Raw genomic sequence first — 26,270 nt, forward strand, 5'->3', positions numbered from 1 at the left:
GTGTTTGTACGAGACAAACTATAGTACAGATTGTAGTATTGAAAAAAGCGAAATAAATAGATTGAGTTAATCGAAAAAAACGATAATAGCAAAACTCTTAACTCGATCACTGGAACGGCGGTAGATACAAATACAATTATGAATAAATGGCCCAGTTTGAAGCAGTTGCACTACTTAGTCACACTGCATGAAACAAGACATTTTAGTGACGCTGCAGAGCGTTGTTTTGTCAGTCAGTCGACTTTAAGTAAAGGTATTCAAAACTTAGAGGAATTGATTGGTTGTCCATTATATGAAAAAAAAGACAAGAAAAGTCCACTGGTTTTTACCCAAACAGGAGAAATGGTAGTAAAGCAGGGGCGAGAGCTGTTAGCAAAAGGGCAAGATTTGGTCGAGCTTGGACGTATGTGCCAAGGCGACGATATGCAAGGCCAGCTAAAAGTGGGATGCATACCAACAATTGCTCCGTTTTTACTGTGTGATTTGGTGCAAGAGGTTAACTACCGTTTCCCACAACTGAATCTTTTATTAAGAGAAGACACGACAACAAACTTACTTCAAGCGCTTAGACACGGTGAGTTGGATGTACTCATTTTAGCGTTGCCAGTTGAAATTGACGGTATGGAAAGTCGAGTGGTGGGTAAGGATCCGTTTCGAATGGTTATTAGTGCGAATCAAGCCCAATCGGTGCCTGTGCCGATTCGTTACGCAGATTTACCTGACGAATCCGTCTTTTTATTAGAGAAAGAGCATTGCTTAACGGAACACGCGGTATCAGCGTGTAAATTAACAGATAAAGAAAAAATTAATCCGTTTACAGCAACCAGCCTTCATACTTTGGTGCAAATGGTTGCGAATGGTTTGGGAACAACGTTCATTCCTCAAATGGCTATCGACCACGGCCTACTGCATAACCAGAATTTAGTTGTGATCGATCCCCCAGGAAAGCAAGCCTATCGCGAAATTGGCTTAGTTTGGCGTCCGAGTTCATCAAGAACGAAAACATTTAATCAGCTTGCAGAAGTCGTTTCCGAACTGCTTTAGCTATTAGTATTAGCCTCTACATCTCCATTATTTATCTAAAAGCGCACTGAAAACAGTGCGCTTTCTAGTATTTTATTCTGTTGGTGAACTTTGACTTGTAAAATTTTACAGCTCTTCTTTGATGAAGCTTTCATAAAATAGTGAAATTTCACAATGTTAATTTTACACAAAACCTTGTATGTCTTGTTTGACCCTTGTTTGAGTTCACCTTGCCAGCCCTTGTGAATACAAGGTGTTTGTTTGCCAGTCTATATTCATACACTCGTTTGAAATGATAAATTGACCTTAAAATTAATGTAATTTAATTACGTAATAAATTACAAAAATAGGTGTTCGATAGGCGGTTTTTACCCTGCCGAATAAAACTTCGAATTTTCTGTTTTATTTATCTTGGGGGTTTCGTTAAACCCTTTGTTGAGATAGCTTATTTAAAGGCCGATAAGACTTATGTCTAGATTGAAAATACACATAACATTACGCAATCTATCGACATGGCTAGACGAGTTGAACACAAAATTAAAGGATGTAATTTGTTGTTCATAACTTACAAATGTAGCTTTACGCTGACTGCCCAAGATGGATAAAGCACGTTAAGGATGAATGATTATGCTTGCTCAGACAGAACAAAAAACACAACAACTAAAGCAAACCCAAGGCATGCTTGAGGTGAATGGAGTCGTTGCTCCAGAACATCAAGCAATTTTCCCTGTTGAAGCCCAAACCTTTTTATCTCTGCTGTGTGAAAAATTTGCCGGACGTGTTGAGCAGTTGATGGAAGCACGAGAAGAGAAGCAAGCGCGTATCGATGCAGGTGAGCTGCCAGACTTTTTACCAGAGACACAAGACATCCGTGAAGGAAGCTGGAAGATCCTGGGAATCCCACAAGATCTGCAAGATCGCCGTGTGGAGATTACCGGACCAACTGATCGCAAGATGGTGATTAACGCACTGAATGCGAATGTAAAAGTGTTCATGGCAGACTTCGAAGATTCAATGTCTCCAGCATGGAGTAAAGTGCTGGATGGGCAAGTGAATTTACGCGATGCCGTGAATGGCACCATCAGTTACACCAACCCTGGCAATGGCAAGCATTATCAGCTGGAAGATGACCCAGCGGTGTTGATCTGCCGTGTTCGCGGCCTTCATTTAAAAGAAAAACACGTTACGTGGCACGGTCAGATCATTCCAGGTGCGCTATTCGATTTCGCTCTGTACTTCTATAACAACTACAAAGCGTTACTTCAAAAAGGCAGCGGCCCTTATTTCTACATTCCAAAACTGCAATCGCATCACGAAGCGAAGTGGTGGAGCGAAGTGTTCCATTTCACGGAAGACTATTTCGGTCTTGATACAGGCACCATCAAAGCGACTGTGCTGATTGAAACTTTACCAGCCGTATTCGAAATGGATGAGATTCTGTTCTCACTTAAAGAACACATCGTTGGTTTGAACTGTGGTCGCTGGGATTACATCTTTAGCTACATCAAAACCTTGAAGAAGCACCCTGAACGCGTACTGCCAGATCGCCAAGTGGTCACTATGGACAAGCCATTCTTGAACGCTTACTCGCGATTATTGGTGCGTACTTGTCATAAACGAGGTGCTTTCGCGATGGGAGGAATGGCTGCCTTTATCCCAGCGAAAGACCCGCAAGAGAATCAAAAAGTATTAGACAAGATCCAGACTGACAAATCGCTAGAAGCAAACAATGGTCACGACGGTACTTGGGTAGCTCATCCAGGTTTGGCTGACACCGCGATGGAAGTTTTTAGTGCTGTACTGGGCGAGCGCACCAATCAATTGGATGTGAGTCGTTCAGAGGATGCACCTATTACAGCGGCTGAACTACTCGAGCCTTGTGAAGGCGAGCGTACAGAAGCCGGAATGCGCCACAATATTCGTGTTGCGCTGCAATACATTGAAGCTTGGATTTCTGGTAATGGTTGTGTACCGATTTATGGCTTGATGGAAGATGCGGCGACAGCTGAAATCTCTCGCGCTTCTATCTGGCAATGGATTCAACACGGCAAGTCGCTAGATAACGGATTGAAGGTCACTAAGGATCTGTTCGAGCTCTATCTAAAAGAAGAGATTGAAGTAGTGAAACAAGAAATTGGCGAGCAGCGCTACCAAGCGGGTCGATTTGAAGAAGCGGCAGACTTGATGGCAAGGCTCACTACGAGCGATGAGCTGACCAACTTTTTAACAGTTCCTGGTTATGACTACCTGGATTAATAAAGAATAACTGTAACACCAATAACGTGAAGGATTTTCAAGGCAGATAGGGAAGTACTGCCTGAGAACGGAAACTCAACGCACACGCATAAAGTGCAAATTATAAAGAGGGATAGACCAATGACTAACTTAACTCGCCGCCAACAAATTGAAGCTCTGGAAAAAGACTGGGCAACTAACCCGCGCTGGAAAAATGTAAAGCGTACATACACTGCTGAGGAAGTGGTGGAACTGCGTGGCTCTATGGTACCAGCTAACACAATTGCACAACGTGGTGCAGACAAACTTTGGTCACTGGTCAACGGTAGCGCGAAAAAAGGTTACGTAAACTGTCTGGGCGCGCTGACAGGCGGCCAAGCTGTTCAACAAGCTAAAGCTGGTATTGAAGCGATTTACCTATCTGGTTGGCAGGTAGCGGCAGACAACAACACCGCTTCAACGATGTACCCTGACCAGTCTCTATACCCAGTCGATTCTGTACCGTCAGTAGTAAAACGCATCAATAACTCGTTCCGTCGTGCAGACCAAATCCAATGGTCAGCAGGTAAATCGCCTGAAGATGAAGGCGGTATTGACTACTTCCTACCAATCGTAGCGGATGCTGAAGCGGGCTTTGGTGGTGTGCTTAACGCTTACGAGCTCATGAAATCGATGATCGAGGCAGGCGCAGCGGGCGTTCACTTTGAAGACCAGCTAGCATCGGTGAAGAAATGTGGCCACATGGGCGGCAAGGTATTAGTTCCAACGCAAGAAGCGGTACAAAAACTGGTTGCTGCTCGTTTAGCTGCTGATGTAGCGGGTACAACAACCTTGGTTATTGCTCGTACTGATGCGAATGCGGCAGATCTCATTACTTCAGATTGCGACCCATACGATAAAGACTTTATTGAAGGAGAGCGTACTCAAGAAGGTTTCTACCGCGTTCGCGCTGGTATCGACCAAGCCATCTCTCGCGGCCTAGCTTACGCACCGTATGCAGATTTGATCTGGTGTGAAACAGCGACGCCATGTTTGGAAGAAGCTCGTAAGTTTGCAGAAGCGATTCACGCTGAATACCCAGATCAACTGTTGGCATACAACTGTTCGCCGTCCTTCAACTGGGAGAAGAACCTAGATGCAGAAACTATTGCTAAGTTCCAACAAGAGCTGGCAGACATGGGCTACAAGTACCAATTCATCACGCTAGCAGGTATTCACAACATGTGGTTCAACATGTTCGAACTGGCACACGCTTATGCTCAAGGTGAAGGTATGCGTCATTATGTTGAGAAAGTTCAGCGTCCTGAATTCCAGGCGGCAGAAAAAGGCTATACATTTGTTGCACACCAACAAGAAGTAGGTACAGGTTACTTCGATAGAATGACCAATACTATCCAAGGTGGTAACTCTTCAGTGACCGCATTGACAGGTTCGACCGAAGAAGACCAATTCTAATTGGCAGAGAAACACTTCCTTAATCAGCGTCAGTAATGGCATTTTGAGCGGCAACCCTGCCGCTCTTTTTTCGTTTAATACGTTTAAGAAACGAAATTTACACCCAAGATAACGCGTTTGCGTATTATTCTTCTGGCTCGATTTCTTCGGGTTCCACTTCTTCTTGCAGTTCCAATAAGTTAATCGCAATGGTCACAAAGTCACTGTCAGTAATGATGCCTACCAATCGACCCTTGGTGACAACAGGTAAACAGCCAACTTTGTGCTTTTGCATATAGATAGCGCTCTCTTTAAGCCCCGCGATGGGTTCGGCCGTCATGATGTTGGTGTGCATCATTTCGTAGAGCGGTGTATCTAGAGTAAAAGATTGTTCAGCCTCATCTGGGTGCAAGCTCGATTCTTGAGCAGCAAGAATGTCGCGTTGAGTCACCAAGCCTTGTAAGTGGTTATTGGCATCAACAACCGGAATATGTCGAATATCAAGCGCATCCATCATGCTTTTTGCATCACGCAAGGTATGCGTGCGCAGTAAGGTATGAGGATTACGAGTCATCATGTCTTCAACCTTGATCATAGAGACCTCCAGCGGCATTGTCCTTCTCTTAAATATAGAGAATATTTTTCTGTATATCTGGGAGCTAACTCGTTTTTCATCAATTAAATAGCACAATACACTTGCTCTTCTTTTTGTCTGCGTAATCTGTGTCTTATCGACGTTTTTATTAATTTGAATAAGTAGGTTTGTGTGCGAGTCAGTTGGCATTTTGGGTTGATATTGAATGGACCGCTAAGGTAATCCAATGAATTGAATCGCACATTTTTATTCGCTGGATTTTCCAAGATTCGTCTCTCGAAGAAGATACGTTCAGGCTTACCAAATTGAAGACAGCAACCTAAATGAAAAGAACAACGTGTAACAAACTCATTGCGCTGGCAGTGGCGGCATTCAGTGTGCAATCAGCACAGGCGATTGTGTTAGGAGATGAACTAACCGACTCTGTTGATCGTGTTACTTTACGAGCAAGTAATATGGCAGAGTTCCCACTGTGTGGCGGCACCATGCTGACGGAGCAGTGGGTGTTGACTGCGGCACACTGCGTGGTAATGGGGCAGGGAACGAACGAAGCAAGCTACTATGTGACCCCGCCGGGCGAGTTGTCGGTGAATGCGAATGTGCATGAACTTAATTCAGCAGGGCTTGATAACTTCTATCCGGTGTCTCACGTTGTGGTTCACCCTGATTACACGCGGATTTCAAAAGCTGAGACCGACAGTAATGGTAACGTGAAACCTATACAAACCGGTTTAGACTCAGACATCGCGTTGCTGTATCTCACGCGCCCAGTGGCAAATGCGAGCTTTGCTGATTTAGCAAACAAAGCCGACATGGAGAGTATCGAAGCGCGGTTGGCTGCGGATTGGAACGATAATTACCTGACCAATCAACGTGTCGAAAATGTGCAAGTGTTTGGGTGGGGGACCACTCAGCCGGATGCTTCTGAACCTTCCAATACGCTCAAAACCACCATTAGTACATTTTTACCCATCGACAAATGTTATGAGCGTTTAGAAATTGGCAGCAGTTTTCCGGGGATCATCGACTCAAGAGAAAACCAAACCAAAATTTGTACGCTACCAACGAAAAACCGAGTATTAGAGCCGGATAGCCACACCCAATATGGCAACTCTGCATGTAAAGGTGACAGTGGGGGGCCGCTGGTCGATGTGGCGACGGGAAAACAGATTGGTATTGTTAGCGGTGGACCTCTCATTCTTCCGACTTGTGGCTCTTTGACGATTCCAAGTTTCTACACCAAGGTGAGCCAATATTACGACTGGGTACAGTCTTACATTACTGCCGATGCGCCACCAAGTAGCTACATCATTGCACCGAACTTTATTAAAGAGGCTAATAACGAAGTCGGCGGAGATAAAGAGTGTCACGACGGTATCGCAACTAATAACTGTGATTTCAAAGGGGCAGATGATGATGGTGGCAGTTTGGGTCTGTGGCTATTGAGTCTATTCGTACCCTTGGCGTGGTGGCGAAGGCGTGAGGTTTGATAGGGCTATTTGAATACCAAACGAGTAAGCAGCGTTATGCGCTGCTTTGCTTTTTAATGTTCCATTTCTTTCGACTTAAACTGAAAAATAATGCCAAGTGATCGCGGTTTTTCACGTTTTATTACACTCTTCATCATGGCTTTTACAGTGATATTCTGGGGATTTGCTTGCTATTGCAGCATGTAAACATATACTAGTCTGCTGCGAAAAACTCGTCGCAATTTTATCGTCGTCCTAGACGTGATTTGACCAATATATAAGACAAGTAACATGCAAGTATCAGATTTCCATTTCGACCTTCCAGATGAACTTATCGCTCGTTACCCTCAGCCAGAGCGTACCGCTAGCCGACTATTACAAATGGACGGCAATACCGGAGAGCTAATTGATGGCACATTTACTGATGTATTGGGCCAAGTTCAACCCGGTGATCTCGTGGTGTTTAATAATACTCGTGTTATACCTGCTCGTCTTTTTGGTCGTAAAGAGTCGGGTGGTAAGCTAGAGGTGCTGGTGGAGCGCATGCTTGACGAGAAAAGCATCCTCGCGCACGTTCGCTGCTCTAAATCTCCAAAACCAGGTACAACCATCATTGTTGGCGAGAATGATGAATACTCAGCAGAAATGGTGGCGCGTCATGACGCTCTATTTGAACTGAAATTTAACGCTGATAAGACGGTATTAGAAATTTTGGAAGAAATCGGCCACATGCCACTTCCTCCTTACATTGACCGCCCAGATGAAGATGCAGATAAAGAGCGTTACCAAACCGTATATAACCAGAAGCCAGGCGCAGTAGCGGCGCCGACAGCGGGTCTTCATTTTGATGATGTTCTACTAGAGAAAATCAAAGCGAAAGGCGCAGAGTTTGCTTACGTCACTTTGCACGTTGGTGCTGGTACATTCCAGCCAGTAAAAGTAGAAAACATCAACGATCACCATATGCACGCTGAGTACGTAGAAGTACCGCAAGAAGTCGTCGAAGCAATTAAAGCGACGAAAGCGCGCGGTGGACGAATTATTGCTGTTGGTACTACATCGGTACGCTCACTTGAAAGCGCAGCGCAAGACGCATTGAAAAAAGGGACTGAGTTGGTCCCATTCTTTGGTGATACAGAAATCTTTATTTTTCCTGGCTACGAATATCAGCTTGTGGATTGCTTGATTACCAATTTCCACCTGCCAGAATCCACACTGATCATGTTGGTGAGTGCATTTGCAGGTTATGAGAACACCATGAATGCTTACAAGCATGCGGTAGAAAACAAATATCGCTTTTTCTCATATGGTGATTCAATGTTCATCAAGAAGAAAACGATTTAGTAAAAAATAAGATTTACGAGTGCTAGCAGTAAGCTAGGAAATAGAGCAGAACCTCTGCTTTATCTCTCGCAAGGAAAAGCGACCGCTCCTTAAAGTAGGGTTGAGCCCTAAACACTCAGTCAGACTGTTTCTCTGACACCCGGAGGCATCGTGAAATTAAAATTCGATCTTAAGAAGAAAAACGGCAATGCGCGTCGTGGTCAACTGACTTTCGAACGTGGCACTGTTCAAACCCCAGCGTTTATGCCAGTTGGTACTTACGGTACGGTTAAAGGCATGACGCCAGAAGAAGTGAAAGGTACGGGCGCAGAAATCCTACTAGGTAACACGTTCCACCTTTGGCTACGTCCTGGTCAAGAAGTCATGAAAATGCACGGCGACTTGCATGATTTTATGAACTGGCACGGTCCTATTCTTACTGATTCAGGCGGCTTCCAAGTATTCAGCCTTGGCAAGATGCGTACTATTACCGAAGAGGGTGTGCACTTCCGTAACCCAGTTAATGGTGACAAGATTTTCATGGACGCAGAAAAGTCGATGGAAATTCAAAAAGACCTAGGTTCTGACATCGTCATGATTTTTGACGAGTGTACGCCATACCCAGCGACACACGATGAAGCGAAGAAATCGATGGAAATGTCGCTACGTTGGGCACAGCGCTCACGTGATCACTTCGAGAAGCTAGAAAACCCGAACAACCTGTTTGGTATTGTTCAAGGTGGTGTTTACGAAGATCTACGTGATGTGTCGGTAAAAGGTCTAACGGAAATCGGTTTTGACGGTTACGCGGTTGGTGGCTTGGCAGTAGGCGAGCCTAAAGAAGACATGCACCGTATTCTTGAGCACACTTGTCCGCAGCTTCCAGAAGACAAGCCTCGCTACCTAATGGGCGTGGGTAAACCAGAAGACTTGGTTGAAGGTGTTCGCCGCGGTATCGATATGTTTGACTGTGTAATGCCAACGCGTAACGCGCGTAATGGTCACCTGTTTGTGACTGGTGGTGTGATCAAGATCCGTAATGCGAAACATAAAACGGATACAACCCCGCTGGATCCGCACTGTGACTGTTACACTTGTCAAAACTACAGTAAATCGTACCTTCATCACTTAGAGCGTTGTAATGAAATTCTAGGTGCTCGTCTAAATACGATCCACAACCTACGCTACTACCAGCGTCTGATGGAAAGTATTCGTAAAGCGATTGATGAAGATCGTTTCGATGAGTTTGTTACTGAGTTCTATGAGCGTCGTGGCCGTGAAGTGCCACCACTAGCAAAAGAACAGTCATTAACGGACTAAAAAAGAATTAAAGCCTTTGGCATGTCGCCAGAGGCTTTTGCTAATAAAGTAGGCTAACGCACGTTATTTTTGAGAGAGTGATCGCTATTAGTTACTCTCAGACTTGAATCTAAAATGCGAAAGCCCAACTTGTTGGATTATCAATAAAATATAATGAGGATGTTTTAATGTTTATTTCTCAGGCTCACGCAGCAGCAGAAGGCGCGCCAGCAGGCGGTGGTTTTGAAATGCTAATCATGCTTGGCATGTTCGCAGTGATCTTTTACTTCATGATTTACCGCCCACAAGCGAAACGTGTAAAAGAGCACAAGAACCTAATGGCTTCTATGGGCAAAGGCGACGAAGTTCTAACTAGCGGTGGCCTAGTGGGTAAAATCACTAAGATTGCTGAAGATAATGACTACATTTCAATCGAGCTTAACGCGAACAATGAAGTGGTAATCAAGAAAGACTTCATCACTGCAGTGTTGCCAAAAGGTACGCTTAAGTCTCTATAAAACAGCTAAAGGATCCTCGCTGTGCTAAACCGTTATCCATTATGGAAGTACTTGATGGTATTTTTTGCCATCATCACCGCTGCGTTATACGCACTTCCAAATATCTACGGTGAAGATCCGGCTATTCAAGTTACAGGGGCGCGTGGCGCCTCTGTAGATATGTCAACGCTGGATGCTGTCACTACTGCTCTTGATAAAGAGCAACTCTCTCATAAATCCATTGCTTTAGAGAATGGATCAATTCTTGTTCGTTTTAACGACACTGACACGCAAATCAGTGCTCGTGATGTCATCAGCGAAGCGCTTGGCAAAGACACAATTGTTGCACTTAACCTTGCTCCTTCTACACCCGATTGGCTAGAAGCGATTGGCGCATCACCATTAAAGCTGGGTCTTGACCTTCGTGGTGGTGTCCACTTCTTAATGGAAGTAGACATGGACGCTGCGATGGAAAAGCTCGTTGGTCAGCAAGAAGAAGCTTTCCGTAGCGAACTTCGTGAGGCAAAAATTCGTTATCGTGCTATCCGCCCTTCTGGCAAAGAAGCGGTAGAGGTTCTGCTACGTAACGAAGAGCAATTAGCAGAAGCGAAAGCAATGCTAGAAAAGAATCACCCGGACATGCTCTTTGTCGAATCTGATTCAAATGGCCGTTACGCTCTTACTGCGACCTTTACCGAGCAACGTTTACAAGAGATCCGTAACTACGCTGTTGAGCAAAACATTACGATTTTACGTAACCGTGTAAACGAGCTAGGTGTTGCAGAGCCTCTCGTTCAACGTCAAGGTGCAAGCCGAATTGTTGTTGAGCTTCCTGGTGTTCAAGATACTGCTCGTGCAAAAGAGATTCTAGGTGCGACTGCAACGCTAGAATTCCGTGAAGTTGACGATAAAGCTGACCTATCAGCGGCGGCAAATGGTCGTGCGCCAGCAGGCAGTGAAATCAAAATGGACCGAGACGGTCGTCCGGTTGTGCTTAAGAAGCGTGTTATTCTTGGTGGTCAAAGCATTACGGATGCAAGCTCAAGTGTCGATGAATACGGTCGTCCACAAGTTAACATCTCGCTAGACAGCGAAGGTGGTAACAAGATGTCAGCGTTCTCTAAGAAGAACATCGGTAAGCTAATGGCTACCGTGTTTGCTGAGTACAAAGACAGTGGTCGTCGCACGCCAGAAGGCAAAGTCATCCTAGATAAGCATGAAGAAGTCATCAACCAAGCGACGATTCAATCGGCTCTTGGACGTAACTTCCGTATCACGGGTATAGACTCCGCAGCTGAAGCGCACAACCTTGCACTTCTATTACGTGCTGGTGCACTGATCGCACCTATCTCTATCGTTGAAGAGCGTACTATTGGTCCATCAATGGGCCAGCAAAACATCGATATGGGTATCCAAGCGTGTATCTGGGGTATGGTTGCCGTAATGCTGTTTACGCTGCTTTACTACCGTGGCTTTGGCTTGATTGCCAACATCGCTCTAATGGCTAACTTAGTGTTGATCATTGGTGTTATGTCGATGATTCCAGGCGCTACCATGACGCTTCCGGGGATTGCCGGTATCGTGTTAACGGTCGGTATGGCGGTTGATGCGAACGTACTGATCTTCGAGCGTATCCGTGAAGAGCTTCGTGATGGGCGTAGTCCACAACAAGCTATTCACCAAGGTTACGCGAATGCATTCAGTACGATTGCCGATGCGAACATCACGACACTGATTACTGCAATTATCCTATTTGCAGTCGGTACTGGTGCAGTGAAAGGTTTCGCGGTTACTCTATCTATCGGTATCTTAACTTCAATGTTCACCGCCATTATTGGTACACGTTGTATCGTGAACCTGATTTACGGTGGCAAACGCGTTGATAAATTGTCGATCTAAGGCTGGGAATTAATATGTTTCAAATTCTAAAAGCAGAGAAGACGATCGGCTTTATGCGTTGGTCGAAAGTAGCATTCGTTTTTTCAATCTTTATGATTGCTGCTTCTATCTTCACTTTGTCAACTAAGTGGCTAAATTGGGGCCTAGACTTCACTGGCGGTACGCTAATTGAAGTTGGCTTTGAAAAACCTGCGAACCTTGAAAAAATCCGAACCGCTTTAGATGCGAAAGGTTTTGGTGATGCGACAGTACAAAACTTCGGTAGTGCTCGTGAAGTAATGGTTCGTCTTCGTCCACGTGATGACGTTTCTGGTGAAACGCTGGGCAACCAAATCATTGGTGCTATCAAAGATGGTACTGGCGAAAGCGTAGAAATGCGTCGTATTGAATTCGTAGGTCCTAACGTTGGTGATGAGCTAACAGAAGCTGGCGGTCTAGCGATCCTCGTGTCGCTGATCTGTATCCTGCTTTATGTCTCGATGCGATTTGAATGGCGTCTAGCGGCTGGTGCGGTTATGGCATTGGCTCACGATATCATTATCACGTTAGGTGTTTTCTCATTCCTACAAATAGAAGTTGACCTAACCATCGTCGCGGCATTATTAACGGTAGTCGGTTACTCGCTCAACGATACCATCGTTGTGTTTGACCGTATCCGTGAAAACTTCCGTAAGATGCGTAAAGGTGAGCCAGCCGATATCATGGACGCTTCAATCACCCAAACGTTGAGCCGTACGTTGATTACCTCGGGTACAACATTGTTCGTGGTAATTGCACTGTTCATGCAGGGTGGTGCGATGATTCACGGCTTCGCAACCGCACTTCTACTTGGTATCACTGTAGGTACTTACTCTTCTATCTACGTAGCATCAGCACTGGCTCTAAAACTGGGTATCCAGAAAGAGCACTTGATGCCACCTCAAGTAGAAAAAGAAGGCGCAGAGTTCGACGAAATGCCATAAGGCAGATTGAGAGTCGACAACAAAAAACCGCTGAGCAATCAGCGGTTTTTTTGTATCTGAATCGAGTTGTGTGCTTGCAGAACCTCATTGTATGGAGAGCCTTACATTGCGGCTAAGTAGATACGGTTCAGTAGATACAAAAAAGCCCCGCTCATTGAGTGGGGCTTTCTAAAGTCATCAGCGTGACGGGCTAAATATGACTTTCAAATATTACTTAAGGATCGCGCTGTTACCGTTTTCGCGGATGTGCTTAAGGATAGATTTTACGCCACGAGCGCTTGAAGCAACAATGTTACCAGACTTCATGTACTCAGTGCCGCCAGCAAAGTCAGTTAGGATTGCGCCAGCTTCACGAGCAATAAGCTCACCTGCTGCCATATCCCAAGGTTTTAGACCTAGCTCGAAGTAACCATCAACACGGCCAGCAGCCACGTAACATAGGTCAAGAGCAGCAGAGCCGCTACGACGGAAATCAGCACATTCAGTGAATAGCGCACCAACGATCTTGATGTAAGACTCAGCGTGTTGTTTCTGTTTGAATGGGAAACCAGTAGCTAGAACAGTACCTTGAAGGTCTTTTAGTTGAGCAACACGGATACGCGCACTGTTTAGTTGAGCGCCTGCACCACGTTGTGCAGTGAATAGCTCGTTTTGCATTGGATCGTAAACACAAGCAACTTCAGTTTTGCCTTTGATACGAACTGCGATAGAAACCGCGAAAGTTGGGTAACCTTTTACAAAGTTAGTGGTGCCATCCAGTGGGTCGATGATCCATTGTACGTCTTTATCTTTACCTTCGATAAGACCTTGTTCTTCAGCAACGATACAGTGCTCAGGGTAAGACTGCTTGATAGTATCGATGATGATGTATTCTGCTTCTTTATCTACATTAGTGACAAAGTCATTAGTGCCTTTAAGAGTAGATTCTACTTTATCAGTGTTTTCTAATGATTTAGCAATATGATTGCCTGCCTTTCGCGCAGCGCGAATAGCAATGTTTAGCATTGGATGCATACGAATTTCCCAACGGATGTTAAAGAACAAATGAAAGCGGCGGCGAGTATACCAGAGATCAGTAAAAAGGGAAGTGGTTATTTTTTGTTCTAAAGTCAGTGGTTTTATTGTATTTAGCTTGAGGCGAACGAGAACAATGACCAAGAATGAGAAGAGAGGCCTGCTTCGCCCTAGGGTGTGTTAAAAAACTATGGTAACATTCTGCGGTTTTAATTTAGGTAGCAAACACAGATGTTGGATCAAGTAAAAATTGTACTCGTAGGTACCTCTCATTCAGGCAATATTGGCTCAGCAGCTCGAGCTATGAAAGTGATGGGTTTAAGCCAACTAGTATTAGTCGATCCACAATGTGAAGTGGATGAACAAACTCTTGCTTTGGCTGCGGGGGCTGGTGATATTGCTCAAAATGCAAAGATTGTCGGCACATTAGAGGAAGCGGTTGAAGATTGCAGCCTCGTGGTGGGCTCCAGTGCTCGCTCTCGTACATTAGAATGGCCAATGCTTGAGCCAGGTGAATGTGGTGAGAAATTTGCGGTTGAGGGTAGAAAACATCCTGTCGCGCTCGTGTTTGGTCGTGAAAGAACTGGTCTAACAAACGAAGAGCTGCAAAGGTGTCACTACCATGTTTGCATTCCTGCTAACCCTGAATATAGCTCGCTTAACCTAGCGATGGCCGTACAAACTCTGAGTTACGAAGTACGAGTTGCGCATTTGAACTTAGAGCAAAGCCAGTTTGCCCCAAATGAGCCGGAAGAGTACCCACGTCATAGAGAGCTCGAAATGTTCTTCGAGCATCTTGAAAAGGTGATGGTTGAGACCCAGTTTATCAATAAAGAGCAACCAGGGCAGGTGATGAATAAATTGCGCCGCTTGTTCTCTCGTGCTCGGCCAGAAACCCAGGAGCTCAATATTCTACGCGGCATTTTGACCTCGATAGAAAAAAAGTTCTGAATAAAGAATAACCACTTTAGGTGTAAGGATGAATACCTGAGTAAAATGGTCAAATAAATACTTGACCAAATTACTCAGGTATGGAAAAATCTTAACCATTACAAACCATGTGGATACGGTGTGGTATGAAACTTACATCTAAAGGAAGATATGCGGTGACAGCCATGCTGGATGTGGCACTGCATTCGCAACAAAACCCTGTACCTCTTGCTGACATCTCAGAGCGTCAGGGGATCTCGCTCTCTTACTTAGAGCAGCTATTTTCAAAATTGCGTAAAGCAGGTCTCGTTGCCAGCGTTCGTGGTCCTGGTGGTGGTTACCGACTTGGTGCCGACGCACACAGTATCGCTATTGGTACCGTGATTGCAGCCGTTGATGAGTCAGTCGATGCAACCAAATGCCAGGGCAAAGGAGATTGCCAAGGTGGAACACGTTGCCTTACTCACACGCTATGGCGCGACTTAAGCTCTCGCATTAGTGACTTCTTGAATAACATCACTCTTGGTGAGTTGATGACAGACAATGAAGTCCTCGAAATTTCTGATCGTCAGGACATTGATCTGGCGGTAACCCATGGGCTATCAAACAAAAATACAACCGCCGCGCCCATCGGTGTAAACGTCCGCTCTTAGCGGTCAGCTTTTTACATTGGAGTAGAGAATGAAACTGCCGATTTATCTTGATTATTCCGCTACATGTCCAGTTGATCCACGTGTTGCTGAAAAAATGGTTCAGTACATGACAATGGATGGCACATTTGGCAACCCAGCGTCGCGTTCGCACCGTTACGGCTGGCAGGCAGAAGAAGCGGTCGATACTGCTCGTGAGCAAATTGCTGACCTTCTAAATGCAGATCCTCGCGAAATCGTATTTACATCTGGTGCGACAGAATCAGACAACCTTGCGATTAAAGGTGCAGCGCACTTTTACTCGAAGAAAGGCAAGCACGTAATCACTTGTAAAACAGAGCACAAAGCCGTTCTTGACCCATGTCGTCAACTTGAGCGTGAAGGCTTTGAAGTGACTTACCTTGAGCCAGAATCAAATGGCTTGATCGATCTAGAGAAGCTTAAAGCGGCAATGCGTGATGACACAGTGCTTGTGTCTATTATGCACGTAAACAACGAGATTGGTGTGGTTCAAGACATTACAGCGATCGGCGAATTGTGTCGTGAGCGTAAAATTGTTTTCCACGTGGATGCAGCGCAATCTGCAGGTAAATTACCAATCGACGTTCAAGAGATGAAAGTTGACCTAATTTCGCTTTCTGCTCACAAAGTTTATGGCCCTAAAGGCATCGGTGCACTTTACGTTCGTCGTAAGCCTCGTATTCGTCTTGAAGCGCAAATGCACGGTGGCGGCCATGAGCGTGGTTTCCGCTCTGGTACACTTCCTACTCACCAAATCGTTGGTATGGGTGAAGCATTCCGCATTGCAAAAGAAGACATGCAAAAAGATTACGATCACGCTTTAGCGCTTCGTAACCGTCTTTTTGATGGCGTGAAAGACTTAGAAGCAGTGACGGTAAACGGTGACCTTGAGCAACGTGTACCACACAACCTAAACATCAGCTTCGCATTCGTAGAAGGTGAATCACTACTAATGTCGCTTAAAGATCTAGCGGTATCTTCTGGTAGTGCTTGTACGTCTGCAAGTCTTGAGCCTTCTTACGTTCTTCGTGCCCTAGGCATGGATGATGAATTGGCTCACAGCTCGGTTCGTTTCTCGTTTGGTCGTTTCACGACTGAAGAAGAAATTGATTACGCAATTGAACAAATCCGCGTTGCAGTGACTAAGCTACGCGACATGTCTCCTCTATGGGATATGTACAAAGAAGGGATTGATTTGAGCACTGTTGAATGGGCTCACCATTAATCTCAGGGATTGAAATAGAGGATTCGAGGTAATTTATCATGGCATACAGCGAAAAAGTAATTGATCACTACGAGAACCCACGTAACGTTGGTTCATTCGATAAAGAAGACCCATCAGTAGGTAGCGGCATGGTTGGCGCTCCAGCTTGTGGTGACGTAATGAAGCTTCAAATCAAAGTGACACCGGAAGGTATCATCGAAGATGCGAAGTTCAAAACATACGGTTGTGGTAGTGCAATCGCATCAAGCTCACTAGTAACTGAGTGGGTAAAAGGCAAGTCAGTTGATGAAGCAGCAGCAATTAAAAACTCTGAAATTGCTGAAGAGCTAGAGCTTCCACCAGTGAAAGTTCACTGTTCAATTCTTGCTGAAGATGCAATCAAAGCAGCGGTTGCAGACTACAAGAAAAAACACCAAGAATAATTATTCCGTAATATAATGGGAGCTTTGACGCTCCCATTCCAATCGAAATTTAGACAGACTAAGGTGCAGTATGGCCATCACAATGACAGAATCAGCGGCAAGTCGCGTAAGAGCATTCCTAGATAACCGAGGCAAAGGTATCGGTTTACGCCTTGGAGTGAAGACGACTGGTTGTTCAGGCATGGCATATGTACTTGAGTTTGTCGATGAGCTTAACGAAGAAGATGAAGTTTTTGAACTCTCTGGAGTGAAAATCATCATCGATAAAAAAAGCTTAGTGTACCTAGACGGTACCGAATTGGATTACGTGAAAGAAGGGTTGAATGAAGGTTTTGAATTCAACAACCCTAACGCGAAAAGTGAATGTGGTTGTGGTGAAAGCTTCAACGTCTAATTGATTGTCCTTCTGGGCAAGCGAGTCCGGAAGGCTTTACTAGGACCCGAACTTAATGAATCACTTTGAATTATTTGGGCTACCAAGTCAGTTTAAGCTGGATGGTAGCCTTCTTTCTTCTCAGTTCCGAGAACTACAAAAACGCTTCCACCCGGATAACTTTGCAACGGGATCTGAACGTGACCGTTTGATGGCGGTGCAAAAGGCAGCGCAAATCAACGATGCCTATCAAGTTCTGAAAAATCCTATCTCCCGTGCCGAGTACATACTCGCAGAGCAGGGAGTTGAGATCCGAGGTGAACAGCAGACAATGCAAGATCCAATGTTCTTAATGGAGCAAATGGAGCTGCGCGAAGAACTGGAAGAAATTGCTGACAGCACCGATCCTGAATCGGCGCTTTTTGACTTCGATTCTAAGGTCAGCAAAATGTACAAACAGCATCTGGCAAGCGTCGAGCAAGAGCTTGATGATGGTCTTTGGGCTGAAGCCGCAGACCGAGTTCGTAAGCTAAAATTCATTGCCAAACTAAAGAACGAAATTGAACTAGTCGAAGACAAACTCCTCGGCTAGTTAGCGTGACAAGGACCTATCATGGCACTACTTCAAATCGCAGAACCGGGCCAAAGCTCGGCACCTCATGAGCATAAGTTAGCAGCGGGTATCGACTTAGGTACTACCAACTCTTTGGTTGCTTCTGTACGTAGCGGCGATGCAACTCCACTTGCGGACGAGCAGGGCCGTACTATTTTACCTTCAGTCGTTAATTACACTGAGGAAACGTTAACGGTTGGCCACGAAGCCAAAGCCAAAGCAGAATTTGAACCAGAGAACACTATTATCTCTGTAAAACGTTTGATTGGTCGTTCATTAAAGGACATTCAGTCCCGTTACTCTTCACTTCCTTATCGTTTTAGAGAGAGTGAAAATGGTCTTCCAATCCTGCAAACGCCTCAAGGTGACAAAAACCCGATTGAAGTATCTGCGGACATTCTAAAAGCGCTAGGTAAGCGAGCAGAAGAAACGTTAGGTGGTGAGTTAGCGGGTGTTGTGATCACTGTTCCTGCTTACTTTGATGATGCTCAGCGTGCAGGTACGAAAGATGCCGCGAAATTAGCTGGCCTTCATGTGCTGCGTCTTCTGAACGAACCAACTGCCGCGGCAATTGCTTATGGCCTAGACTCAGGCCAAGAAGGGGTGATTGCAGTTTATGACCTAGGTGGCGGTACATTTGATATCTCTATCCTACGTTTGTCGAAAGGCGTATTTGAAGTATTAGCAACAGGTGGTGACTCTGCGTTAGGCGGTGATGACTTTGACCATCTGTTAGCGGATTACCTAATGGAGCAAGCGGGTCTCGAAGCCCCACTTTCTGCTGAAAAAAACCGTACGCTACTGAACATTGCTACTGCGACTAAGATTGCTTTCTCTGAGCAAGACAGCGTTGACGTTGACGTGTTTGGTTGGAAGGGCACCGTTACTCGTGAGCAGTTCGAAGATCTGATTCGCCCACTAGTGAAGAAAACACTAATGTCTTGTCGTCGTGCATTAAAAGATGCTGATGTTAACGCAGACGAAGTACTCGAAGTTGTCATGGTTGGTGGTTCAACACGCACATTGCTGGTTCGTGAAATGGTAGGCGAGTTTTTTGGACGCACACCGCTAACAAGCATTAATCCTGATGAAGTTGTCGCAATCGGCGCGGGTATCCAAGCCGACATTCTAGCGGGTAACAAGCCTGATTCAGAAATGTTACTTCTTGACGTGATCCCACTGTCGCTTGGTATTGAAACCATGGGTGGTCTGGTTGAGAAGATCATCCCTCGCAATACCACGATTCCTGTTGCGCGTGCGCAAGAATTTACCACATTCAAAGATGGCCAAACGGCCATGAGTGTTCATGTGGTACAAGGTGAGCGTGAAATGGTTGATGATTGTCGTTCACTGGCTCGTTTCTCATTGAAAGGCATTCCACCGATGGCGGCGGGTGCGGCACATATTCGTGTGACTTACCAAGTTGACGCTGACGGCCTTCTTTCTGTTACGGCAATGGAAAAGAGCACCGGTGTTCAGTCAGAGATTCAAGTAAAACCTTCTTACGGGTTAAGCGATAATGAAGTGGCGGATATGCTGCGTGATTCAATGACTCACGCTAAAGAAGACATGCAAGCTCGTGCGCTAGCTGAACAGCGTGTTGAGGCCGACCGTGTGATAGAAGGCTTGATTGCAGCCATGCAAGCTGATGGTGACGAACTACTATCAGAACAAGAGAAACAAGACCTGATAAAAGCCATCGAAGCCTTGATTGAGCTGCGTAATGGTGATGATGCAGATGCGATTGAGCAAGGCATTAAAGATACCGATAAAGCGAGCCAAGATTTCGCATCGCGCCGTATGGATAAATCGATTCGAGCTGCGCTGTCAGGTCAATCAGTAGACGATATATAAGAGATAAGTAGTTATGCCTAAGATTATTGTATTACCACACGACGATTTGTGCCCAGAAGGCGCAGTGTTGGAAGCAAACACTGGTGAAACCGTTCTGGACGTAGCGCTAAAAAATGGTATCGGTATTGAACATGCGTGTGAAAAATCATGTGCGTGTACCACTTGCCACGTGATCATCCGTGAAGGTTTTGATTCGCTAGAAGAAAGTGAAGAGCTGGAAGACGACATGCTGGATAAAGCGTGGGGTCTAGAGCCTGAATCTCGTCTAGGGTGTCAGGCGAAAATTGCGGATGAAGACTTAGTGGTAGAAATTCCTAAGTACACGCTGAACCACGCTTCAGAAGATCACTAAAACTATCTTCCCAATATAGGGAAGAAGCAAAAGGAAGATGAGCAATGAAATGGACAGATTCTCGCGATATCGCGATTGAACTTTGTGACAAGTTTCCAGATGTTGATCCGCAAACGGTGCGTTTTACCGATCTTCATCAATGGATCATGGAGTTAGATGAGTTTGAAGATGACCCAAACCATTGTAACGAAAAGATTCTGGAAGCCGTTATCATGTGCTGGATGGATGAAGCAGACTAAGTCTGTAAAACACAGCCTAGTTAACAATTCTTACTAAAAAAAGCGGACCTTTAGGTCCGTTTTTTTATCCAATTGACATTTTTGCCCTACATAATGCTAACATCCGTGAGTTATTAAAAAGAAGCAGCGTAGGCAACGCTGCTATAAGACAAGGAGAAACCATGTCTACACAGATGTCTGTATTTTTAAGTCAAGAGTCGGCAGCACCACATTGGGGTGAAAAAGCACTGCTTTCATTCGCTGAAAACGGCGCAACCATTCATTTAGGTGAAGGTCACGATCTTGGTGCAATTCAACGTGCAGCTCGTCAGCTAGATGGCCAAGGAATTCGTTCTATTTTTCTTTCCGGTGATAACTGGGATTTAGAGAGCGTTTGGGCTTTCCACCAAGGTTACCGTAACCCAAAAAAACATGGCTCGGTTGAGTGGTCTGCATTGTCTGAAGAAGATCAAGCAGAGCTTCAAGCGCGTATTACTGCGACTGATTTTACCCGAGATATCATCAATAAAACCGCAGAAGAAGTTGCCCCTCGTCAGCTAGCGACAATGGCCGCTGAATTCATCAAATCTGTTGCGCCTAAAGGCACAGTGACAGCTCGTATCGTCAAAGACAAAGACTTGTTGGCAGAAGGTTGGGAAGGCATTTACGCCGTAGGCCGTGGTTCTGAGCGTACTTCTGCGATGCTCCAGCTAGACTACAACCCGACAGGTGACGAGAACGCACCAATATTCGCGTGTCTTGTCGGTAAAGGTATCACCTTTGATTCGGGTGGTTACAGCTTGAAGCCTTCTAACTTCATGAGCGCAATGAAAGCAGACATGGGTGGCTCAGGCACCATCACCGGTGGTCTTGCACTGGCGATTCTTCGTGGTTTGAACAAGCGTGTAAAACTGATCCTTTGTTGTGCAGAGAACATGGTTTCTGGTCGCGCACTCAAGCTTGGCGACATCATCACCTACAAAAACGGTAAAACCGTTGAAATCATGAACACCGATGCAGAAGGTCGTTTAGTGCTTGCTGATGGCCTTATCTACGCCAGTGAACAAAAACCTGAGTTAATCATTGATTGTGCAACACTAACAGGTGCGGCGAAGAATGCTTTGGGTAATGATTACCACGCACTAATGAGTTTCGATGACGAGTTATCGCATCAAGCGCTCACTGCGGCAAACCAAGAAAAAGAAGGTTTATGGCCGCTACCACTTGCTGACTTCCACCGTGGAATGCTGCCGTCAAACTTTGCTGACCTATCGAATATCAGTTCTGGCGACTACTCTCCGGGTGCAAGCACAGCAGCAGCATTCTTGTCTTACTTCGTAGAAGACTACAAAAAAGGCTGGTTGCACTTCGACTGTGCGGGTACATACCGTAAAGCCGCGTCTGATAAATGGGCTGCGGGAGCTACGGGTATGGGCGTTCGTACACTTGCTCGTTTCCTCAATGAGCAAGCTGGTAAATAAGATTGATTGCAGCACTCCTTGTTTGAGTGCTGCTCTTACCCAGTAAGTCACTTTAAAAACACAACTATTATTACAAGTACAGAAAGGAAATTTTATGGCTCTAGAAAGAACATTTTCAATCATTAAGCCGGATGCGGTAGAGCGAAACCTAATTGGTGAAATCTATAACCGTATTGAAAAGGCTGGCCTACGTATTGTCGCTGCTAAAATGGTTCACCTGACTGAAGATCAGGCAAGCGGTTTTTATGCAGAGCATGAAGGCAAAGAGTTTTTCCCTCCACTAAAAGAGTTCATGACATCTGGTCCTATTATGGTTCAGGTACTGGAAGGTGAAAATGCGATTGCACGTTACCGTGAACTGATGGGTAAAACTAACCCAGAGGAAGCGGCATGCGGTACGCTTCGTGCCGATTACGCACTTAGCATGCGTCACAATTCAGTTCATGGTTCCGATAGCCCTGAATCTGCGGCTCGTGAGATTGAGTTTTTCTTCCCTGAGTCAGAGATTTGCCCGCGTTAATTATAAATTAATGTATTCGTAAAGATCGTAAGCCCCGAACCTTCGGGGCTTTTTTATATCTGAGCATCAGCGGGGGCTACGATAGAATCATTGTTTAATATTTAATCAGAATGATTTTAATGCCTTAGCAAAGTCAGGGCCTTACAGACCTTGTTGTAGCTGAATAAAGGCTGTACAATTCGCGCCCTTATTCTAGTTTCAGTCATTGAGAGGCAACATGACCACTGAAAAAATCAATCTACTCGACTTTGATCGCAAAGGCATGCGTCAGTTTTTCGCGGAAGAACTCGGCGAGAAAGCGTTTCGTGCCGATCAGGTTATGAAGTGGATCTACCATTTCGGTGTAGATGACTTCGAAAAAATGACAAACATTAACAAGAAGCTGCGCGAAAAGCTTTTACACAAGTGCGAAATCAAGGCACCAACAGTCGCAGAAGCTCAGCACTCTTCTGATGGTACAATCAAGTGGGCGATGAACGTTGGTGATCAGGATGTGGAAACGGTTTACATTCCAGAAGATGACCGTGCAACGCTTTGTGTGTCTTCTCAAGTAGGTTGTGCGTTGGAATGTAAGTTCTGCTCAACCGCACAGCAAGGTTTTAACCGTAACTTGAAAGTTTCAGAGATCATCGGTCAGGTGTGGCGCGCTGCACGTGAAATTGGTCTTGAGAAAGAAACAGGTCGCCGCCCAATTACTAACGTCGTGATGATGGGGATGGGTGAACCGCTTCTAAACATGAAGAACTTGATCCCGGCATTAGAGCTAATGCTGGACGACCTTGGCTTTGGTTTGTCAAAACGTCGTGTGACTGTATCTACATCAGGTGTGGTTTCTGGTCTTGATCAGATGACAGGCAAAATCGATGTCGCGTTGGCAATTTCCCTTCATGCGCCAAACGATAAGCTGCGTAGTGAAATCATGCCAATTAACGATCGTTGGGATATTCAAGATTTCCTAGCATCAGTTCGTCGTTACATCGCTTCATCGAATGCAAACCGCGGTAAGGTAACGGTTGAGTACGTACTTCTTGATCATGTGAATGATGACATGGACCATGCTCGTGAACTGGCTGAGCTGATGAAAGACACACCATGTAAGATTAACTTGATTCCGTTTAACCCGTATCCAGGTTCACCTTACAAGAAACCAAGTAACTCACGTATCGATCGCTTCCAAAAAACATTGATGCAATATGAGCATACAGTAACGGTTCGTAAGACTCGTGGCGATGACATTGATGCAGCGTGTGGTCAGTTAGTCGGTGATGTGATTGACCGAACTAAACGTACTGCAATGTTAAAAGCGTCGCGCGGTGCTGATACCATTGAAGTAAAAGCCGTATAAACGACCGGAATTCAAAAATAGCCAGAGCCATTTGCTCTGGCTATTTTGTTTAGCGATAAGGGCATTTCTGCCAAGATTTATGACGACAACTCTCCAACTCGAGGTTATTTGGGTATAATTTCGAATTCCTTTGTCAAAGTTTGGACAAAAGCTTGAGCTATCTGTTAGTTTGAGTGTAAAGAGTTTTTGTCTTCGTTACACATTCGCTTATCATGATATGTGACATTAACGATGACACCGATAATTCTCAGCATTTTCTCACATACGCTTTGCTGATTTTTGCAAAACGGGTATTCACACTCAAATCGCTGAGAGTTTCTTAAAATTATTATTTTGGTTAACGCGTTTAGGCTAGCTATCTTTTAAAGAGGCTTAAGAACAATAACGAAAATACATAACCACGTTAGCCACTAAAACAGATTAAATACCACCATTATGACAGAACACGAAAATACGAATGAAGTGCCACTTTCTATTGAAGCTGGCGCATTACTGAAAAACAAACGCGAATCTCTTGGGATGAGTCAAAAGCAAGTTGCTGATCGCCTGAGGCTTCGCGTTTCTGTTATTGAAGATATTGAAAATAACCGATTTGAGTCTCAACAAGTTGCGACATTTACGCGTGGTTACTTGCGTTCTTACGCGAAGTTCGTAGGCCTTGATGAGAAGATGGTTTTGACTGCGTTAGAGCAGACAGCAGATGTACAGCCACAAGAGCAAGAAATTGAAATGCAGAGTTTCTCTCGCAAAACAAAAGATGAGAAGCACAATAGCCGTATCATGCTCCTGACTTGGGTTATCGGGTTGGTCATTATTGGTATTTCTGCAGCTTGGTGGTGGCAAAACCAGCAAGAGAATAGCCTAACGAAGGAAGTTACGGATTCAAGTGTTGAAGCGCCGAAGCCCACAGCGCAAGAGTTAGCTGATATCGATTTAATGACGGCTGAGGAGTTAATCGCAAGTACTCCTGAAGACGTTGTTTCAACAAGTAATGATGTTGTTGAAACGAGTGAAGTACCAGTCGAGCAGGGTAGCGATCCTCTGCTTGCTGAAACTGAAAATACAACAAGCGTAGATTCTGAAGAACCTGTTGCCGTGATTGAAACTGCGGAAGAGGAACAGCCTGCGCCAGTCGTACCTGAAGGCATGACACTTCTTACTATGAAGTTTAAAGCGGACTGTTGGATTCAAGTGAAAGACACCAATGGTAAAACGCTGGTAAGTGGTACTCATAAACCAGGACAAGATGTAGAACTTACCGGAAAAGCGCCGTTTAAAGTGATATTAGGCGCACCGGAAGGGGTTACAATGACATTTGCAAGTGAACCTGTCGACCTTTCTGGGTATACTTCAGGCAAAGTAGCTAGATTCACTCTACCGTTATAAAAAATTATGCAACACGAATCTCCAATTATTCGTCGTAAATCGACGCGTATTTATGTGGGTGATGTGCCAATTGGTGATGGTGCGCCAATTGCCGTACAGTCAATGACTAACACTCGCACGACTGACGTAGAAGCGACAGTCGCTCAAATCCGAGCACTAGAAAAAGTAGGTGCAGATATCGTTCGAGTTTCTGTACCTACCATGGACGCAGCAGAAGCTTTCAAACTGATTAAACAGCAAGTTTCTGTACCATTAGTGGCTGATATTCATTTCGACTATCGTATCGCGCTGAAAGTGGCGGAGTACGGTGTTGACTGTTTACGTATCAACCCAGGTAACATCGGCAATGAAGAGCGCATTCGCGCTGTTGTTGACTGTGCTCGCGATAAAAACATCCCAATCCGTATTGGTGTCAACGGTGGATCTTTGGAAAAAGATTTACAGATGAAATACGGTGAACCAACGCCAGAAGCTTTGGTTGAATCGGCGATGCGTCACGTAGATCATCTCGATCGTCTTAACTTTGACCAATTTAAAGTTAGCGTGAAAGCTTCAGACGTCTTCCTTGCGGTGGATTCATACCGTCTGCTAGCGAAGAAAATCGATCAGCCTCTTCACTTGGGTATTACAGAAGCGGGTGGTGCTCGTGCTGGTGCTGTTAAGTCATCTGTTGGCTTAGGTATGCTGTTATCTGAAGGGATCGGTGATACGCTGCGTATCTCTTTGGCTGCCGATCCAGTTGAAGAAATCAAAGTCGGTTTCGACATTCTTAAATCTCTGCGTATTCGCTCTCGAGGCATCAACTTTATTGCTTGCCCAAGTTGCTCGCGCCAAGAATTTGATGTGATTGGCACAGTGAACGCACTTGAGCAGCGTTTAGAAGACATCATCACGCCAATGGATGTGTCTATCATCGGTTGTGTGGTAAACGGCCCTGGTGAAGCAGAAGTTTCTCACTTAGGTCTAGCAGGTAGTAACAAGAAGAGCGCATTCTACGAAGATGGTAAACGCCAGAAAGAACGCTTTGATAACGATGACCTTGTGAATCAGCTAGAAGCTAAGATCCGTGCGAAAGCAGCCATGATGAATGGCGAAAACCGCATCGAAGTTAAAGTACAAGATTAATCTCA

Annotated in this window: 25 protein-coding genes; 23 read left to right on the top strand and 2 right to left on the bottom strand. The window is 45.1% G+C overall.

The window, feature by feature from the left end:
- Positions 1-138 precede the first annotated feature (138 nt).
- The 3 genes from ACHFJ9_RS10845 to aceA all read left to right on the top strand — a co-directional run bounded on the left by ACHFJ9_RS10845 (position 139) and on the right by aceA (position 4,713).
- Positions 139-1,044: a hydrogen peroxide-inducible genes activator gene (locus ACHFJ9_RS10845; protein ID WP_005383681.1), complete on the top strand. Its 906-nt coding sequence runs from the start codon at positions 139-141 to the stop codon at positions 1,042-1,044.
- Positions 1,045-1,650: 606 nt separating this feature from the next.
- Positions 1,651-3,279 carry a malate synthase A gene (aceB, locus tag ACHFJ9_RS10850; protein WP_395356807.1) on the top strand — a complete coding sequence of 543 codons (1,629 nt, stop codon included), beginning with the start codon at positions 1,651-1,653 and terminating at the stop codon, positions 3,277-3,279.
- Positions 3,280-3,399: 120 nt separating this feature from the next.
- Positions 3,400-4,713 carry an isocitrate lyase gene (gene aceA / locus ACHFJ9_RS10855; protein WP_005391585.1) on the top strand — a complete coding sequence of 438 codons (1,314 nt, stop codon included), beginning with the start codon at positions 3,400-3,402 and terminating at the stop codon, positions 4,711-4,713.
- 124 nt (positions 4,714-4,837) lie between these two features.
- Here aceA and ACHFJ9_RS10860 read toward each other — a convergent pair whose 3' ends face one another.
- On the bottom strand, positions 4,838-5,287 hold the full coding sequence (locus ACHFJ9_RS10860; RefSeq protein ID WP_005391583.1) for a CBS domain-containing protein: 450 nt from the start codon (positions 5,285-5,287) through the stop codon (positions 4,838-4,840).
- A 323-nt stretch (positions 5,288-5,610) separates the two neighbouring features.
- Here ACHFJ9_RS10860 and ACHFJ9_RS10865 point away from each other — a divergent pair, with 323 nt between their 5' ends.
- From ACHFJ9_RS10865 to secF, 6 genes are all read left to right on the top strand, one after another.
- Entirely contained in the window at positions 5,611-6,777 is a 1,167-nt protein-coding gene (locus tag ACHFJ9_RS10865) for a trypsin-like serine protease (RefSeq protein WP_124008551.1), read from the top strand.
- 270 nt (positions 6,778-7,047) lie between these two features.
- Positions 7,048-8,100, top strand: a complete 1,053-nt coding sequence (gene queA, locus ACHFJ9_RS10870; protein ID WP_046874341.1) for a tRNA preQ1(34) S-adenosylmethionine ribosyltransferase-isomerase QueA — start codon at positions 7,048-7,050, stop codon at positions 8,098-8,100.
- 150 nt (positions 8,101-8,250) lie between these two features.
- Positions 8,251-9,399, top strand: a complete 1,149-nt coding sequence (gene tgt, locus ACHFJ9_RS10875) for a tRNA guanosine(34) transglycosylase Tgt (RefSeq protein ID WP_005391577.1) — start codon at positions 8,251-8,253, stop codon at positions 9,397-9,399.
- Positions 9,400-9,566: 167 nt separating this feature from the next.
- The gene (gene yajC, locus ACHFJ9_RS10880) at positions 9,567-9,896 is read left to right on the top strand and encodes a preprotein translocase subunit YajC (protein WP_005381725.1); all 330 of its coding nucleotides are present in this window, start codon (positions 9,567-9,569) and stop codon (positions 9,894-9,896) included.
- Positions 9,897-9,917: 21 nt separating this feature from the next.
- The gene (gene secD / locus ACHFJ9_RS10885; RefSeq protein ID WP_006741889.1) at positions 9,918-11,774 is read left to right on the top strand and encodes a protein translocase subunit SecD; all 1,857 of its coding nucleotides are present in this window, start codon (positions 9,918-9,920) and stop codon (positions 11,772-11,774) included.
- Between the two features lie 14 nt (positions 11,775-11,788).
- Positions 11,789-12,736 carry a protein translocase subunit SecF gene (gene secF, locus ACHFJ9_RS10890; protein WP_005391572.1) on the top strand — a complete coding sequence of 316 codons (948 nt, stop codon included), beginning with the start codon at positions 11,789-11,791 and terminating at the stop codon, positions 12,734-12,736.
- A 210-nt stretch (positions 12,737-12,946) separates the two neighbouring features.
- Here the strand turns inward: secF and suhB are convergent, their stop codons facing one another.
- Positions 12,947-13,750, bottom strand: coding sequence for an inositol-1-monophosphatase (gene suhB / locus ACHFJ9_RS10895; RefSeq protein ID WP_047010191.1), 804 nt, complete (start codon positions 13,748-13,750; stop codon positions 12,947-12,949).
- A gap of 231 nt (positions 13,751-13,981) precedes the next feature.
- On the opposite strand from suhB, the gene trmJ reads away from it, so the two are divergent.
- The 14 genes from trmJ (at position 13,982) to ispG (ending at position 26,265) form a co-directional block, all read left to right on the top strand.
- Positions 13,982-14,701, top strand: coding sequence for a tRNA (cytosine(32)/uridine(32)-2'-O)-methyltransferase TrmJ (gene trmJ / locus ACHFJ9_RS10900; RefSeq protein ID WP_395356813.1), 720 nt, complete (start codon positions 13,982-13,984; stop codon positions 14,699-14,701).
- A gap of 125 nt (positions 14,702-14,826) precedes the next feature.
- A complete protein-coding gene (iscR, locus tag ACHFJ9_RS10905; RefSeq protein WP_005381720.1) occupies positions 14,827-15,333 on the top strand; it encodes a Fe-S cluster assembly transcriptional regulator IscR in 507 nt (168 codons plus the stop codon).
- 28 nt (positions 15,334-15,361) lie between these two features.
- Positions 15,362-16,576 (top strand): IscS subfamily cysteine desulfurase, encoded by a 1,215-nt coding sequence (locus tag ACHFJ9_RS10910; RefSeq protein WP_005391556.1) that lies wholly within the window; start codon positions 15,362-15,364, stop codon positions 16,574-16,576.
- Between the two features lie 38 nt (positions 16,577-16,614).
- Positions 16,615-16,998 (top strand): Fe-S cluster assembly scaffold IscU, encoded by a 384-nt coding sequence (gene iscU, locus ACHFJ9_RS10915; RefSeq protein ID WP_005381718.1) that lies wholly within the window; start codon positions 16,615-16,617, stop codon positions 16,996-16,998.
- A 70-nt stretch (positions 16,999-17,068) separates the two neighbouring features.
- Positions 17,069-17,392, top strand: a complete 324-nt coding sequence (iscA, locus tag ACHFJ9_RS10920; RefSeq protein WP_005391554.1) for an iron-sulfur cluster assembly protein IscA — start codon at positions 17,069-17,071, stop codon at positions 17,390-17,392.
- A 55-nt stretch (positions 17,393-17,447) separates the two neighbouring features.
- The gene (gene hscB / locus ACHFJ9_RS10925; protein WP_012842113.1) at positions 17,448-17,963 is read left to right on the top strand and encodes a co-chaperone HscB; all 516 of its coding nucleotides are present in this window, start codon (positions 17,448-17,450) and stop codon (positions 17,961-17,963) included.
- Positions 17,964-17,984: 21 nt separating this feature from the next.
- Positions 17,985-19,838 (top strand): Fe-S protein assembly chaperone HscA, encoded by a 1,854-nt coding sequence (gene hscA / locus ACHFJ9_RS10930; protein ID WP_104969103.1) that lies wholly within the window; start codon positions 17,985-17,987, stop codon positions 19,836-19,838.
- A 13-nt stretch (positions 19,839-19,851) separates the two neighbouring features.
- Complete coding sequence (fdx, locus tag ACHFJ9_RS10935; protein ID WP_005391548.1) at positions 19,852-20,190, top strand: ISC system 2Fe-2S type ferredoxin; 339 nt, start codon at positions 19,852-19,854, stop codon at positions 20,188-20,190.
- Between the two features lie 44 nt (positions 20,191-20,234).
- A complete protein-coding gene (gene iscX, locus ACHFJ9_RS10940; RefSeq protein WP_005391546.1) occupies positions 20,235-20,429 on the top strand; it encodes a Fe-S cluster assembly protein IscX in 195 nt (64 codons plus the stop codon).
- 161 nt (positions 20,430-20,590) lie between these two features.
- Entirely contained in the window at positions 20,591-21,889 is a 1,299-nt protein-coding gene (pepB, locus tag ACHFJ9_RS10945; RefSeq protein ID WP_005391544.1) for an aminopeptidase PepB, read from the top strand.
- Between the two features lie 94 nt (positions 21,890-21,983).
- Positions 21,984-22,409 carry a nucleoside-diphosphate kinase gene (ndk, locus tag ACHFJ9_RS10950; RefSeq protein ID WP_145474398.1) on the top strand — a complete coding sequence of 142 codons (426 nt, stop codon included), beginning with the start codon at positions 21,984-21,986 and terminating at the stop codon, positions 22,407-22,409.
- 217 nt (positions 22,410-22,626) lie between these two features.
- On the top strand, positions 22,627-23,754 hold the full coding sequence (locus ACHFJ9_RS10955) for a bifunctional tRNA (adenosine(37)-C2)-methyltransferase TrmG/ribosomal RNA large subunit methyltransferase RlmN (RefSeq protein ID WP_005391540.1): 1,128 nt from the start codon (positions 22,627-22,629) through the stop codon (positions 23,752-23,754).
- 435 nt (positions 23,755-24,189) lie between these two features.
- Positions 24,190-25,140 (top strand): cytoskeleton protein RodZ, encoded by a 951-nt coding sequence (gene rodZ / locus ACHFJ9_RS10960; RefSeq protein WP_395356819.1) that lies wholly within the window; start codon positions 24,190-24,192, stop codon positions 25,138-25,140.
- A 6-nt stretch (positions 25,141-25,146) separates the two neighbouring features.
- A complete protein-coding gene (gene ispG / locus ACHFJ9_RS10965; RefSeq protein WP_005391537.1) occupies positions 25,147-26,265 on the top strand; it encodes a flavodoxin-dependent (E)-4-hydroxy-3-methylbut-2-enyl-diphosphate synthase in 1,119 nt (372 codons plus the stop codon).
- The last annotated feature ends 5 nt before the right edge of the window (positions 26,266-26,270 follow it).

This window comes from Vibrio sp. D3 (genome assembly GCF_043995865.1).
Classification (GTDB): domain Bacteria; phylum Pseudomonadota; class Gammaproteobacteria; order Enterobacterales; family Vibrionaceae; genus Vibrio; species Vibrio diabolicus.